Genomic DNA, 13,461 nt, shown 5'->3' with positions numbered 1-13,461 from the left:
TCTGAACCGCTGGGGGTCGTCGATATGTTTCAACCATTCTTGTATAGTTGAAACATGCACACCGCCACACCCCAGGAAGACAACACCTTGCGCGCCCTGGCCGCACTGGCCCAGGTGCAGCGCCTGCGGGCGTTTCGAGAACTGGTGGTGGCAGGACCCGAAGGCCTCACGCCCGGCACCATGGCCGAGCGGCTGGGGGTGTCGCCCAGCGCCCTGTCTTTTCACCTGAAAGAACTGAGCCAGGCCGATCTGGTGAGCGCCGAGCCGCGGGGCCGCCACCTCATCTACCGCGCCAACTTTGACCGCATGAACGCCTTGTTGGGCTACCTGACCGAGCACTGCTGTGCCGGCGAGCCCTGCGAAGTGTCAACCGGCTGCGGGCCCAAAACCTGCGCCACCGCGCCATGAGCGCCGCCGACGCGCTCAACCTGGCCTGCGCCTGCCAGACGTTGGAGCCCCAGCGCCTGCGCGAGCAGCTGGAAACCAGCCCGGCGCTGCAGGGCATGACGGACCGGCTGACCCAAAGCCACCCCCACCTGTTTTCGGCCACCGCCGTGTTTCTGGACGAGGCCGTCAACGCCCAACTGGTGCAAGCGGTGGACGCGCTGGAACGGGTGATGGCCCTGCCGGCCTGGCAAACACAGGCCCTGGCCCGGGCCCACCCTATTGCACAGCTCAACTGGGGGCCGGCGGGGGTCTTCATGGGCTACGACTTTCACCTGGCGGCCGATGGCCCCAAGCTGATCGAGATCAACAGCAACGCGGGCGGCGCCTTGCTCAACGCAGCGCTGGCCCGTGCGCACCGCGTGTGCTGTGGCGTCCATCCAGCCGCCTCGGAAGGGGTACCAGCGCCGATCGAGGCGGCGTTCGTGGCCATGTTCCGCCAGGAATGGCATGCCCAGCGGGGCAGCGCACCGCTGCGCAACGTGGTGATCGTGGACGACGCGCCCGCCCAGCAGTACCTGGCGCCCGAGTTTGAAATGGCCCAGGCGCTGTTTGCGGCCCATGGGCTGCTGGCGGTGGTGGCCGACCCGCGCGAACTGCACTGGCAAGGTGGCGCGCTCTGGCACCCCGCCCTGCCCCCCGGCATGCCGGTGGACCTGGTCTACAACCGCCTGACCGACTTTTACCTGCAAGACGCCGAGCACGAAGCCCTGCAACGGGCCTACCTGGCTGGCGCGGCGGTGGTCACGCCGCACCCCCGCGCGCACGCGCTGTACGCGAACAAGCGCAACCTGATCGCCCTGTCGGACCCGGCGCAACTGGAAGCCTGGAGCGTGACAAGCGCTGACCGCGCCACCTTGCAGGCGGTGGTGCCCAGCACGCAGGCCGTCACCGAGGAAAACGCAGTCGCCCTGTGGGCCCAGCGGCGCGGCCTGTTTTTCAAACCCGCCGCCGGGTTTGGCGCCCGGGCCGCCTACCGGGGCGACAAGCTGACCCGCCGGGTGTGGGCCGAGATTTTGGCGGGCGACTACGTGGCGCAAACCACCGTGCCGCCCAGCGAGCGCCTGGTGATGGTGGACGGCCAACCCACCCGGCTCAAGCTCGATCTGCGCGCCTACACATACGGCGGCCACATCCAGTTGCTGGCAGCCCGCACCTGGGCCGGCCAGACCACCAACTTCCGCACCGAAGGCGGTGGCTTTTCGCCGGTGGTGGTATTGCCAGACCTCAACGCGCACTGGACGGCTCCACCCAGCGTGTAGCCACAACATGTCACCCCGCTGTCACACAGCCCAATAATAATTCAATGGTTATTGAAGCGTCTTCCCAGTTTTCTTTCACCTTTTGAGGACCGAACGATGAAAGTAGGTATCAACGGCATGGGCCGCATTGGCCGCTTGGCCCTGCGCGCCGCCTTCGGCGCAGCCGAGCGCGAAAGCACCGACCCACGCGCTGGCAACCGCCTGGAGGTGGTGCACCTGAACGAGATCAAAGGCGGCGCGGCCGCCACCGCCCACCTGCTGGCCTTTGACAGTGTGCAGGGCAAATGGCGCGCCCACATCGCCGCCGAAGGCAGCGATGCGATTCGCATCAACGACCAACGTCTGACGTTCAGCGAACACGCCACCGCCGCCGAGATTCCCTGGGGTGACTTGGGCGTGGACCTGGTGCTGGAATGCACCGGCAAATTTCTCACGCCCGAGACCATCCAGGGCCACCTGGACCGCGGCGCCAAGCGCGTGATCGTGGCCGCGCCGGTGAAGGTAGGAGGTGTGCTCAACATCGTGGTGGGCGTGAATGAGCACCTGTACCAGCCCGAGCGCGACCGCATCGTGACCGCTGCGAGCTGCACCACCAACTGCCTGGCACCGGTGGTGAAGGTGGTGCACGAAGCCATCGGCATCAAGCACGGCCAGATCACCACGCTGCACAACCCCACCAACACCAACCTGGTGGTGGACGCGCCACACAAAGACCTGCGCCGCGCCCGCAGCGCCATGATGAGCCTGGCACCCACCACCACGGGCAGCGCCACCGCCATTGCGCTGATCTACCCCGAGCTCAAGGGCAAGCTCAACGGCCACGCGGTGCGCGTGCCAGCGCTCAACGCCTCTTTGACCGACTGCGTGTTTGAGCTCAACCGCAGCACCACGGCCGAAGAGGTGAACGCGCTGTTTGAAGCCGCCGCCAACGGCCCGCTGGCCGGCATTCTGGGCTACGAGGCCCGCCCGCTGGTGAGTGCCGATTACGCCCGCGACACGCGCAGCTCCATCGTGGACGGTCTCTCGACCATGGTGACCGACGGCACGCTGCTGAAGGTGTACGCCTGGTACGACAACGAGATGGGCTACGCGTGCCGCATGGTGGACCTGGCTTGTCATCTGGAAGCCAAGGGCATCTGAGCCATGCCAGCCCAACCCACCCTACCGTTCGGGCTGAGCCCGTCGAAGCCCTCGCCATGAGCACCACCACCTCACCCGGCGCCAGCAGCGCCACCCGCAACTACGCCATCGTCACCGCCGCCTACTGGGGTTTCACGCTCACCGACGGCGCACTGCGCATGCTGGTGCTGCTGCACTTCTACCGCCTGGGCTATTCGCCGTTCACGCTGGCGTTTTTGTTCCTGCTGTACGAAGCGGCTGGCGTGCTGGCCAACCTGATTGGGGGCTGGCTGGCCACGCGCTACGGCATCCAGCGCATGCTCACCGTGGGCCTGGTCACGCAGATCATCGGCTTCACCCTGCTCTCGCTGCTCAACCCGGCGTGGACGGCGGCGATGTCGGTGGCCTGGGTGGTGGTGGCGCAAGGCATTTGCGGCGTGGCCAAAGACCTGACCAAAACCGCCAGCAAGTCGGCCATCAAGATCACCGCCGACCAGGCCAAAAACCAGGGCTCGGGCCAGTTGTTCAAATGGGTGGCGTGGTTCACCGGCAGCAAAAACGCCATGAAGGGTTTCGGCTTCTTCTTGGGCGGCCTGTTGCTCGACGCGCTGGGTTTCCAGCACGCGCTGTGGGCCATGGCCGCTTTGCTGCTGCTGGTGCTCGCGGGCGTGGTGGGCTTTGTGCCGCCGCTCATGGGCAAGAGCAAGGCGTCCAAGTCGGCGAAAGAGCTGTTTGCCAAAAACGCCGGTATCAACACCCTGGCCGCTGCCCGCGTGGCGCTGTTTGGTGCGCGCGATGTGTGGTTTGTGGTGGGTGTGCCGGTGTTTCTGTATTCGCAGGGCTGGACCTTCACCATGGTGGGCGGCTTTCTGGCGGCGTGGACCATTGGCTACGGCCTGGTGCAGGCGCTGGCGCCCAACATCGTCAAGCGCAGCGCCGACGGCCTGACCAGCGAGGTACCCGCCGCGCGCTGGTGGTCGCTGGGGCTGGCACTCATTCCGGTGGGCATTGCTGCGGCCGTGGTGCTGGAAGCGCCCAACCTGGAGTGGTGGGTGGTGGGCGGCCTGGGTCTGTTTGGGGTGGCGTTTGCCGTCAACTCGTCGGTGCATTCGTACCTGATCCTGGCCTACGCCGGCTCAGAGAAAGCGGCCGAGGACGTGGGCTTTTACTACGCCGCCAACGCGCTGGGCCGGTTTTTTGGCACGCTGATGTCGGGCCTGCTCTACCAGTGGGGCGGCCTGCTGTACGCACTGGTGGGCTCTGCGCTGATGCTGCTGGTGTGCTGGCTGCTGACGCTTGGTTTGCCCACGCGCCGCTGAACGCACCACCGAACGCATCACCGAACGCACCAACGCATCACCGACAATCACCGCATGGGACTTTTTGAACGCTACCTCACCGTCTGGGTCGGCCTGGGCATTCTGGCCGGGGTCGGCTTGGGGCTCTTGTCGCCTGCGGCTTTTGCCGCCATTGCGGCCCTCGAATACGCCCACGTCAACCTCGTGGTGGCCGTGCTCATCTGGATCATGATTTACCCCATGATGATCCAGATCGACTTCGCGGCCGTGCGCGACGTCGGTAAAAAGCCCAAGGGCCTGCTGCTCACGGTGGTGATCAACTGGCTCATCAAGCCCTTCACCATGGCGGCGCTGGGCGTGCTGTTCTTCAAGTATTTGTTTGCGCCGTTTGTGGACCCACAGTCGGCCAACGAATACATCGCCGGCATGATCTTGCTGGGCGTGGCGCCCTGCACCGCCATGGTGTTTGTGTGGAGCCAGCTCACCAAAGGCGACCCCAACTACACGCTGGTGCAGGTGTCGGTCAACGACATCATCATGGTGTTTGCGTTTGCGCCCATCGCCGCGTTTTTGCTGGGCATCACCGACCTCACGGTGCCGTGGCAAACGCTGCTGCTGTCCACCCTGCTCTATGTTGTGCTGCCCTTGGTGGCCGGCGTTTTGACACGCCAGGCGCTGCGCTCGAAAGGTGGAGAAGCGGCGGTGAGCCGGTTTGTCGCGCTGCTCAAGCCCTGGTCGGTGGTGGGGCTGATCGCCACCGTGGTGTTGCTGTTTGGATTTCAGGCCGAAACCATCATCGCCAAACCGCTGGTCATTGCCATGATCGCCATTCCACTCACCATCCAGACCTACGGCATTTTTGCGCTGGGGTATGCCGGTGCGCGCTGGCTCAAGTTGCCACACAACATTGCGGCCCCGGCTTGCCTCATTGGCACGTCCAACTTCTTTGAGCTGGCGGTGGCGGTGGCCATTTCGCTCTTCGGCCTGCATTCCGGCGCGGCGCTGGCCACGGTGGTGGGTGTGCTGGTGGAAGTGCCGGTGATGCTGTCGCTGGTGGCCCTGATCAACCGCACCCGCCACTGGTTTCCACCCAACCCGGCCTGAGCACCGGGGCCGTGTTGCGGGCCTGCCAAAATACGGGTCTGTGACTACCCGCTTCGCCCCCGCCTCCACACTCCCGGCCCACGCCATGTCCCTGGTGTGCCACCCGGCCACGCCCTGTGCGCACCAGCTGCGCCTGACCGTGAGCCTGGCCATGGCGGGTGGCCTCACGGGCAAGGAACCCAGCGCCGGACTGCTGCTTCGCTATGAAGTGACCGGCGACGTGGCCGCCTTGTCCGTACCTGCATCTGCCACGCCGGGTGCGGCCGATGGCTTGTGGCAACACACCTGTTTTGAAGCCTTCGTGGCGGTGCCAGGCGAGCCGGCCTACCGCGAATTCAACTTTTCTCCATCGGGCCATTGGGCCGCCTACCGGTTTCGTGGTGAACGCGTGCGCGACACCGCCGCCGAGCTGGCCCAGCCGCAAGTTAAGCCGCAAATAGACCTTACCGTGCAAGCCCATGCGCTGGTGCTTCAGGTCTGGCTGCCGCGCAGCGCTCTGCCCATGTGCCAGGCCGGTGGTGCCTTGCAACTGAGCCTGAGCGCCGTAATAGAAGACCAAGGCGGCCAGCTCAGCTACTGGGCGCTGCAACACCCCGCCGCCCGGCCCGACTTTCACCACCGGGGCGGCATGGCGCTGTCCCTGGCGCTGCCGTTTTTTGACCCTCCTCCCGCTTTCCAAGACACCCCATGAAATTCGGCATTGAACGTTTTCTGCAAGACCCGGCGCTGCGCGCGCCGCTGGCTGGGCGTCGTGTGGCCTTGCTGGCGCACCCCGCGTCGGTCACCCGCGACCTCACCCATTCGCTGGACGCCATTGCCGCGCTGCCCGACATACAACTGACCGCAGCCTTTGGCCCGCAGCACGGTCTGCGCGGCGACAAGCAAGACAACATGATCGAGTCGCCCGACTACCTGGACCCGCGCCTGGGCATCCCGGTGTTCAGCCTGTACGGCGAGGTGCGCCGCCCCACGCCGGCCATGATGGACAGCTTTGACGTGCTGCTGGTCGATCTGCAAGACCTGGGCTGCCGCATTTACACCTTCATCACCACGCTGCGCTACGTGCTGGAAGCCGCTGCACAGCAAGGCAAAAGCGTGTGGGTGCTGGACCGCCCGAACCCGGCGGGCCGACCGGTGGAAGGCCTGACATTGCGCGAGGGCTGGGAAAGTTTCGTGGGCGCCGGCCCCATGCCCATGCGCCACGGCATGACCATGGGCGAGCTGGGCCACTGGTTCATCGCCACGCTGGGCCTGCAGGTGGACTACCGCGTGATCACCATGGAAGGCTGGCAACCCGACGCCGCGCCCGGCTTTGGCTGGCCCATGGAGCGCACTTGGGTGAACCCCAGCCCGAACGCAGCCAACCTGAGCATGGCCCGCGCCTACGCCGGCACCGTCATGCTGGAAGGCACCACGCTGAGCGAAGGCCGCGGCACCACGCGCCCGCTGGAGCTGTTTGGCGCACCCGACATCGACGCCCGCCGCCTCATGCACGACATGCGCCGCCTGGCTCCGCAATGGCTGCAAGGCTGCGTGTTGCGTGAATGCTTTTTTGAACCCACTTTCCACAAGCACAAAGGCCAACTGTGCGCCGGTGTACAGATTCATGTGGAAGACCCCACGCATTACGACCACGCCGCGTTCAAGCCTTGGCGCCTGCAGGCACTGGCCTTCAAGGCGCTGCGCTCACAGGCGCCAGCCTACCCACTGTGGCGCGACTTTGCGTACGAATACGAGCACGATCGCCTGGCGATTGATCTCATCAACGGCGGCCCGGCGCTGCGCGAGTGGGTAGACCACCCGGATGCAACGCCCGAAGACCTCGATGCGATCACCAGGCCGGACGAAGCGGCCTGGTCAGAAGCCCGCCAACCGTTCCTACTTTACTGAGCAACGAGGGGAACGCCTTCAGGCCAGGATGCGGTGGAACCGGCTCCGCCGGGCCACTCGCATCGCCCCCTGGAGGGGGTGACGCCGCAGGCGGCGCGGGGGTGGTTCTAAATCCACTTCTGAAAGAACTGCGCCGTACCCATCGCCGGGTCAAGCTGGTAGCCCTCATAGCCGATGCGCCGGTACAGATTCACCGCGGGTTCATTTCCGGAAAGCACTTCCAAGGTCATTTTCACAGCGCCGCGTGCCAAGGCTTGGCGCTCGGCCAGCGCCAGCATCTGCGCGGCAACGCCGCGTCCCCGGTGGCTGGCCAGCACCGCCACATCGTGGACGTTCACCAGCGGCTTGCAAGCGAAGGTGGAGAAACCCTCAATGCAATTCACCAGACCGACCGGCTGATGCCCGTCAAACGCCAGCACGCTGTAAGCCTGCGGCCGCGCCGCCAGCTCGCGCACCAGGTGGGTCTTGGCGTAGTCGCTCAAGGGCTCACCGCCACCGGCCGGGTCGCTGGCATAGGCGTCAAGCAGCGCCACCAAGGCCGCCGCGTCGGTGGCGCAGCCGTAGTCGGCAAGGCGCACCGAAAATGCCGCCGCCATCAGCCCGCCCTCACGGCATTGACCAGGCGATCGGCACAGGCCTGCGACTGCTGCGCGTCTCGGGCTTCCACCATCACCCGCAGCAGCGGCTCGGTACCGCTGGCACGAATCAACACCCTCCCCGCATCACCCAGCTCGGCTTCCACCGCGCGGGTTTCATCGGACAACAAGGTGTTGGCTTTCCAGTCCTGGCCCGGCTGCAGGCGCACATTGATGAGCACCTGCGGGAACAGCGTCACATCGGCCAGCAACTGCGCCATGGTTTTGCCGCTGTCCACGCACGCATGCAGCACCTGCAAGGCCGACACCAGGCCGTCGCCCGTGGTGTGTCGGTCCAGCACCAGAATGTGCCCGGAACCTTCGCCACCCAGGACCCAGCCATGGCGTTCCAGCTCTTCGAGCACGTAACGGTCACCCACCTTGGCGCGCACAAACTTCACGCCTTTGTGCTTGAAGGCCACCTCCACCGCCTTGTTGGTCATGAGCGTGCCCACCACACCGGGCACGTCGATGTCGCGCGCAATGCGATCGGAGGCAATCAGGTACAGCAGTTCGTCACCGTTGAACAGACGCCCGCTGGCGTCGACCATTTGCAGGCGGTCGGCGTCGCCGTCCAGCGCAATGCCGTAATGGGCGCCGTGGGCCTTCACCGCCTCCACCAGCGCCTGCGGGTGGGTGGCACCCACGCCCTGATTGATGTTCAGGCCGTCGGGCGCGCAACCAATCTTGATCACCTCAGCGCCGAGTTCATGGAACACATCAGGAGCAATGTGGTAAGCGGCGCCGTTGGCCCCGTCCACCACAATCTTCAGGCCCTTCAGGGTGAACAGGTGCGAGCAGGTGCTTTTGCAAAACTCAATATATCGCCCGGAAGCGTCGTCCATGCGCCGGGTTTTACCCAGGTTGGCAGAGTCAGCCCACACCGGCGCCTCTTCCAGAGCGGCTTCCACCGCGAGTTCCCAGTCGTCGGGCAGTTTGGTACCCATGGCACTGAAAAACTTGATGCCGTTGTCGGCAAACGGGTTGTGGCTGGCCGAAATCACCACGCCGAGGCTGGCCCGCTGCGCCCGCGTCAGGTAAGCCACGGCCGGCGTGGGCACAGGCCCCAGCAGTAGCACATCCACACCCGCCGAGTTGAAGCCACTCTCCAGCGCACTCTCCAGCATATAGCCAGAAATGCGTGTGTCTTTGCCAATCAGCACCGTGGGGCGAGCCTCGGAACGCTTGAGCACGCGGCCCACCGCGTGCGCCAGGCGCAGCACAAAGTCGGGCGTGATGGGCGGTTGCCCCACCGTTCCACGGATACCGTCGGTGCCGAAATACTTGCGTGTCATACCTGCGTCCTTCTGTTTTTGGGTCTGTTGCGCTTCGTTGAAACGGCCCCGACAGGGCCGCATCCTCACCATCCAGCATTATCGTGGCAGCGCCCCTGCTCAAGCACTACACAGGCAGGCTTGCCCGCCATACCTTCAGCGCGTCCACCGTTTCGCGCACATCGTGCACACGCACCACGCGCGCGCCCCGCTCAACCGCCAGCAAAGCCGCAGCCACACTGGCCGCCACACGCTCTGCGGGCACCTCGCGTCCGGTCACATGCCCCAGTGACGACTTGCGCGACCAACCGGCCAGTAACGGATAACCTAGCGCCAGCAACGCCGGCTGTTGGGCCAGCAGGCTGAAGTTTTGCGCCACGGTCTTGCCAAAGCCGATACCGGGGTCCAGCACGATGCGCTCGGCAGCCACACCGCTTGTGGTCAACGCGCTGGCACGTTCGCCCAAGAACCCGGCCACTGGACCCACCACATCACCGGCCATGGGGGCCACCTGCATGGTCTGCGGGTCGCGGTGCATGTGCATCAGGCACACACCGCAGCGCGGGTGCGCAGCCACCACAGACAGCGCGCCGCCTTGACGCAGCGCCCAGATGTCGTTGATCACATCGGCACCGGCGTCGAGCACGGCCTGCATCACCTCGGGCTTGTAGGTGTCCACCGACACCGGCACACCCAGCGCCACCGCTGCCTGCACAACCGGCAGCACCCGCGCCAACTCCTCCTCCAGCCCCACCGCAGGACTGCCGGGCCGGGTCGACTCGCCGCCAATGTCCAGCATGTGTGCGCCGTCTTTCAACAACTGCTCGCAGTGGCGCAGGGCCGCCACCGTGGTGGCATGGCGGCCGCCGTCCGAAAACGAATCGGGCGTGACGTTAACGATCCCCATAACCTGGGGCAGAGCGAGATCCACATCAAAACGGGAAGTAACCCAACGCATGACGCACCTTTACACAGACGACCGAAATAGAAACCCCGCCACAAACAACAACGGGGCCCAAGGCCCCGTGTGTTGATTGCCAGAAAACCGCGCGATCAGGCAGCCGTTGGCGCCGGGTCGGTGTTCACCGCTGGCGTGCCGCCACTGTCACCGCCACCCACAGACGGGTTGCGTGGTGTCCAGTCTTTCGGCGGACGTGGTGGCTTGCCGGTCATGATGTCCTCAATCTGCTCAGCGTCGATGGTTTCCCATTCCAGCAGCGCCTTGGCCATGGCGTGCATCTGGTCGCTGTGCTCTTCAATCAGATCACGGGCGAGTTTGTATTGCTGATCGATGATGCGACGCACTTCGCTGTCCACCTTTTGCATGGTCTGCTCGCTCATGTTGGTGGTTTTGGTCACCGAGCGACCCAAGAACACCTCACCCTCGTTTTCGGCATACACCATCGGGCCCAGCGCATCGGTCATGCCGTAACGCATCACCATGTCACGGGCAATGGAGGTGGCGCGCTCAAAGTCGTTGCTGGCGCCGGTGGTCATCTGGTTCATGAACACTTCTTCGGCAATACGGCCGCCAAACAGCATGCTGATCTGGTTCAGCATGTAGTCCTTGTCGTAGCTGTACCGGTCTTGTGCTGGCAGGCTCATGGTCACGCCTAGCGCGCGGCCACGCGGGATGATGGTGACCTTGTGCACCGGATCGCACTTGGGCAGCAGCTTGCCGATGAGCGCATGACCGGACTCGTGGTAGGCCGTGTTGCGGCGCTCTTCCTCGGGCATCACCATGCTCTTGCGCTCGGGACCCATAAAGATTTTGTCCTTGGCCTTCTCGAAGTCCTGCATTTCCACCACACGCGCATTACGGCGTGCGGCCATCAGGGCGGCTTCGTTGCAGAGGTTGGCCAGGTCGGCACCACTCATGCCGGGCGTGCCACGGGCGATCACGCTCGCGTTCACGTCGGTACCCAACGGCACCTTGCGCATGTGCACGTTCAAGATTTGCTCGCGACCACGGATGTCGGGCAGCGTCACATAGACTTGGCGGTCAAAGCGGCCTGGGCGCAGCAACGCAGCGTCCAGAATGTCGGGGCGGTTGGTGGCAGCCACCACGATCACACCGGCGTTGGTGTCAAAGCCGTCCATCTCCACCAGCATCTGGTTCAACGTCTGCTCGCGCTCGTCGTTACCACCGCCAAGACCCGCGCCTCGCTGGCGGCCAACAGCATCAATCTCGTCGATAAAGATGATGCAGGGTGCGTTTTTCTTGGCGTTGTCGAACATGTCGCGCACACGGGATGCGCCCACACCGACAAACATTTCCACGAAGTCAGAGCCCGAGATGCTGAAAAACGGGACCTTGGCTTCGCCAGCAATGCCTTTGGCCAGCAAGGTTTTACCCGTACCGGGTGGGCCAACCAGCAGCAGACCACGGGGAATGCGGCCACCCAGCTTTTGGAACTTGGCTGGATCTTTCAGGAAGTCGACCACTTCCTTCACTTCTTCCTTGGCCTCATCGCAACCGGCCACGTCCGCAAACGTCACGGTGTTGCTGCTTTCGTCGAGCAGGCGTGCCTTGCTCTTGCCGAAGCTGAAAGCACCGCCTTTGCCACCACCTTGCATCTGGCGCATGAAATAAATCCACACACCAATCAGCAGCAGCATGGGACCCCAGCTGACCAGCAATGTCATCAGCAGCGAACCTTCTTCGCGGGGACGCACGTCAAATTTGACGTTGTTGTTGATCAGGTCCCCCACCAGACCGCGGTCGAGGTAAGTGGCGGTGGTGCGCACGCGGCGGTCATCGGTGGTGATGGCCACGATGTCGGTGCCGCCTGGGCCTTCCTGGATGGTGGCCGTCTTGAGACCGCCAGATTTGACGAGGTCAAGAAACTCGGAGTAGCCGACCGTGCCGGCGCTCGCGCTGGTGCGACCGTCAAACTGCTTGAAGACGGTGAAAAGCACCATGGCGATAACCATCCACACGGCGATTTTCGAAAACCACTGGTTGTTCAAGTGCTGCTCCTGGCGGGGATATTGATAGACATAAGCATGTTGAGCCCATTTTAGGACTTTCAAGCGGGCGTGCCTTTGATAAATACTGAGGCAATATCAATCGAAGGGTTAGTCATTTTTGTGTGCTGCCACAACCCTCAGGCAACCGCCTGTTTTTTCAGACCCATGCCGACGAGAAAGGTTTCAGACGATTTTTCTCGCGAAGCCTTGGGCTTGATCGCCTTGACGGTGCGAAACGTCTGCCGAAACAGGGCCACCATGGGGTCGTAGGCGCCACCATGAAAGAGCTTCACCACGAGCGCACCGTCGGGTTTGAGGTGGTTCACGGCAAAGTCCACCGCCAGCTCCACCAGGTCGGCAATGCGGGCCGCATCGGTCGAGCCAATGCCCGAAAGATTGGGCGCCATGTCCGAGAGCACCACATCCACAGCACTCACATGGCGGTCCAACAGCGCCTGCTCCAGTTGGGCCAGCACGGCAGGCTCGCGGAAATCGCCCAGAATGAAATGGACGCCCTCCACCGGGTCCATGGGCAACATGTCCAGCGCGATGATGGTGCCGTGCAGTTCGCCCACGGCCGCCCCCTGTGGGCTCAGGCGCCGCCGGGCATACTGGCTCCAGGCGCCGGGTGTGGAACCCAGGTCCACCACGCACTGACCCGGACGGATCAGCCCCAGCGTTTCGTCGAGCTCTTTAAGCTTGTAGGCAGCACGCGCCCGGTACCCGTCCTTCTTGGCCAGAAGCACATAGGTATCGTTGACGTGTTGGTTGAGCCAGGCCTTGTTGACCTTCTTGCTCTTGGTTTTTACTTTCATGCTGCGCAGAGACCCTGACAGGCTGCCTGCACGAAAAACGCACAACGGCCGCCGTTAAACGATAATTGTCCCATGCCTCAGATCACACTCACCCCCGCCCAGCGTAAAGTCCATCGCGCCGAGGCCCATCACCTTGATCCCGTCGTCCATATTGGCGGCGATGGATTGAGCCCCGCCGTGAAAAAAGAAGCCGATGCGGCGCTCAAAGCGCACGGGCTCATCAAGATCCGCGTTTTCAACGACGACCGCGCCGCGCGCGAAGCCATGCTGCAAACGCTGGCCGAGGAGCTCGATGCCGCCCCCATTCAGCACATTGGCAAACTGCTGGTGCTGTGGCGCCCCATGCCCGAAAAAGAAAAGGCGGTGGACGAAGACCGCATGCCGGGCCCACGCGACGTGAAGGTGCTGAAATTCAGCAGCCGCGGCGGCCAGCGGCCAGAGGTGAAAGTAGTGCGCGTGCTGGGCAACCAGCGCCTGACCACCGGTGGCCAGGTCAAACGCGCCAAACCGATGCAAAAAAGCGTCAAGAAAAGCGCCCAGTCGCAATAACCACGGGCCGGAACGCATTCCGGACAGCACACAGGACAATCGGGCGTGGCTAACATGCTTTGTTGTCCTTTTTTTTGCCCAGTACCGACTGCAACAGCCGC

13 protein-coding genes are annotated in these 13,461 nt (G+C 64.0%); 8 read left to right on the top strand and 5 right to left on the bottom strand.

The window, feature by feature from the left end; translation table 11 throughout:
• The first annotated feature begins 54 nt into the window (after nt 1-54).
• The 7 genes from AC4QBL_RS06495 to AC4QBL_RS06465 all read left to right on the top strand — a co-directional run bounded on the left by AC4QBL_RS06495 (nt 55) and on the right by AC4QBL_RS06465 (nt 7,117).
• Nucleotides 55-408 carry an ArsR/SmtB family transcription factor gene (locus AC4QBL_RS06495; RefSeq protein ID WP_472899222.1) on the top strand — a complete coding sequence of 118 codons (354 nt, stop codon included), beginning with the start codon at nt 55-57 and terminating at the stop codon, nt 406-408.
• Nucleotides 405-1,706, top strand: a complete 1,302-nt coding sequence (locus tag AC4QBL_RS06490) for a hypothetical protein (RefSeq protein WP_472906345.1) — start codon at nt 405-407, stop codon at nt 1,704-1,706. Before AC4QBL_RS06495 ends, AC4QBL_RS06490 begins: the two co-directional genes overlap by 4 nt.
• Before the next feature lie 96 nt (nt 1,707-1,802).
• The gene (locus AC4QBL_RS06485) at nt 1,803-2,846 is read left to right on the top strand and encodes an ArsJ-associated glyceraldehyde-3-phosphate dehydrogenase (RefSeq protein ID WP_472906346.1); all 1,044 of its coding nucleotides are present in this window, start codon (nt 1,803-1,805) and stop codon (nt 2,844-2,846) included.
• Nucleotides 2,847-2,902: 56 nt separating this feature from the next.
• Nucleotides 2,903-4,144: an organoarsenical effux MFS transporter ArsJ gene (arsJ, locus tag AC4QBL_RS06480; RefSeq protein WP_472906347.1), complete on the top strand. Its 1,242-nt coding sequence runs from the start codon at nt 2,903-2,905 to the stop codon at nt 4,142-4,144.
• Between the two features lie 54 nt (nt 4,145-4,198).
• Nucleotides 4,199-5,227 (top strand): ACR3 family arsenite efflux transporter, encoded by a 1,029-nt coding sequence (arsB, locus tag AC4QBL_RS06475; protein WP_472906348.1) that lies wholly within the window; start codon nt 4,199-4,201, stop codon nt 5,225-5,227.
• Between the two features lie 85 nt (nt 5,228-5,312).
• A complete protein-coding gene (locus AC4QBL_RS06470) occupies nt 5,313-5,918 on the top strand; it encodes a DOMON-like domain-containing protein (RefSeq protein ID WP_472906349.1) in 606 nt (201 codons plus the stop codon).
• On the top strand, nt 5,915-7,117 hold the full coding sequence (locus AC4QBL_RS06465) for an exo-beta-N-acetylmuramidase NamZ family protein (RefSeq protein WP_472906350.1): 1,203 nt from the start codon (nt 5,915-5,917) through the stop codon (nt 7,115-7,117). The genes AC4QBL_RS06470 and AC4QBL_RS06465 overlap by 4 nt, the downstream gene beginning before the upstream one ends.
• 107 nt (nt 7,118-7,224) lie before the next feature.
• Here AC4QBL_RS06465 and AC4QBL_RS06460 read toward each other — a convergent pair whose 3' ends face one another.
• The 5 genes from AC4QBL_RS06460 to AC4QBL_RS06440 form a co-directional block, all read right to left on the bottom strand.
• The gene (locus AC4QBL_RS06460; RefSeq protein ID WP_472906351.1) at nt 7,225-7,713 is read right to left on the bottom strand and encodes a GNAT family N-acetyltransferase; all 489 of its coding nucleotides are present in this window, start codon (nt 7,711-7,713) and stop codon (nt 7,225-7,227) included.
• Nucleotides 7,713-9,047, bottom strand: a complete 1,335-nt coding sequence (gene glmM / locus AC4QBL_RS06455) for a phosphoglucosamine mutase (protein ID WP_472906352.1) — start codon at nt 9,045-9,047, stop codon at nt 7,713-7,715. The genes AC4QBL_RS06460 and glmM overlap by 1 nt, the downstream gene beginning before the upstream one ends.
• A gap of 106 nt (nt 9,048-9,153) precedes the next feature.
• Nucleotides 9,154-9,984 (bottom strand): dihydropteroate synthase, encoded by an 831-nt coding sequence (folP, locus tag AC4QBL_RS06450; RefSeq protein ID WP_472906353.1) that lies wholly within the window; start codon nt 9,982-9,984, stop codon nt 9,154-9,156.
• 95 nt (nt 9,985-10,079) lie between these two features.
• Entirely contained in the window at nt 10,080-11,996 is a 1,917-nt protein-coding gene (gene ftsH / locus AC4QBL_RS06445) for an ATP-dependent zinc metalloprotease FtsH (protein ID WP_472906354.1), read from the bottom strand.
• Between the two features lie 137 nt (nt 11,997-12,133).
• Nucleotides 12,134-12,811, bottom strand: a complete 678-nt coding sequence (locus AC4QBL_RS06440; RefSeq protein ID WP_472899211.1) for an RlmE family RNA methyltransferase — start codon at nt 12,809-12,811, stop codon at nt 12,134-12,136.
• Nucleotides 12,812-12,883: 72 nt separating this feature from the next.
• On the opposite strand from AC4QBL_RS06440, the gene AC4QBL_RS06435 reads away from it, so the two are divergent.
• A complete protein-coding gene (locus tag AC4QBL_RS06435) occupies nt 12,884-13,360 on the top strand; it encodes a YhbY family RNA-binding protein (RefSeq protein WP_472906355.1) in 477 nt (158 codons plus the stop codon).
• The last annotated feature ends 101 nt before the right edge of the window (nt 13,361-13,461 follow it).

The organism is Hydrogenophaga sp. L99 (assembly GCF_058731905.1).
This window is presented reverse-complemented; position numbering and strand designations above follow the sequence as displayed.

Excerpts from the sequence above, each read along its gene's own strand:
- AC4QBL_RS06495 (WP_472899222.1), top strand. The coding sequence starts at position 55 with ATGCACACCGCCACACCCCAGGAAGACAACACCTTGCGCGCCCTGGCC.
- AC4QBL_RS06490 (WP_472906345.1), top strand. The coding sequence starts at position 405 with ATGAGCGCCGCCGACGCGCTCAACCTGGCCTGCGCCTGCCAGACGTTG.
- AC4QBL_RS06485 (WP_472906346.1), top strand. The coding sequence starts at position 1,803 with ATGAAAGTAGGTATCAACGGCATGGGCCGCATTGGCCGCTTGGCCCTG.
- arsJ (WP_472906347.1), top strand. The coding sequence starts at position 2,903 with ATGAGCACCACCACCTCACCCGGCGCCAGCAGCGCCACCCGCAACTAC.
- arsB (WP_472906348.1), top strand. The coding sequence starts at position 4,199 with ATGGGACTTTTTGAACGCTACCTCACCGTCTGGGTCGGCCTGGGCATT.
- AC4QBL_RS06470 (WP_472906349.1), top strand. The coding sequence starts at position 5,313 with ATGTCCCTGGTGTGCCACCCGGCCACGCCCTGTGCGCACCAGCTGCGC.
- AC4QBL_RS06465 (WP_472906350.1), top strand. The coding sequence starts at position 5,915 with ATGAAATTCGGCATTGAACGTTTTCTGCAAGACCCGGCGCTGCGCGCG.
- AC4QBL_RS06460 (WP_472906351.1), bottom strand. The coding sequence starts at position 7,713 with ATGGCGGCGGCATTTTCGGTGCGCCTTGCCGACTACGGCTGCGCCACC.
- glmM (WP_472906352.1), bottom strand. The coding sequence starts at position 9,047 with ATGACACGCAAGTATTTCGGCACCGACGGTATCCGTGGAACGGTGGGG.
- folP (WP_472906353.1), bottom strand. The coding sequence starts at position 9,984 with ATGCGTTGGGTTACTTCCCGTTTTGATGTGGATCTCGCTCTGCCCCAG.
- AC4QBL_RS06440 (WP_472899211.1), bottom strand. The coding sequence starts at position 12,811 with ATGAAAGTAAAAACCAAGAGCAAGAAGGTCAACAAGGCCTGGCTCAAC.
- AC4QBL_RS06435 (WP_472906355.1), top strand. The coding sequence starts at position 12,884 with ATGCCTCAGATCACACTCACCCCCGCCCAGCGTAAAGTCCATCGCGCC.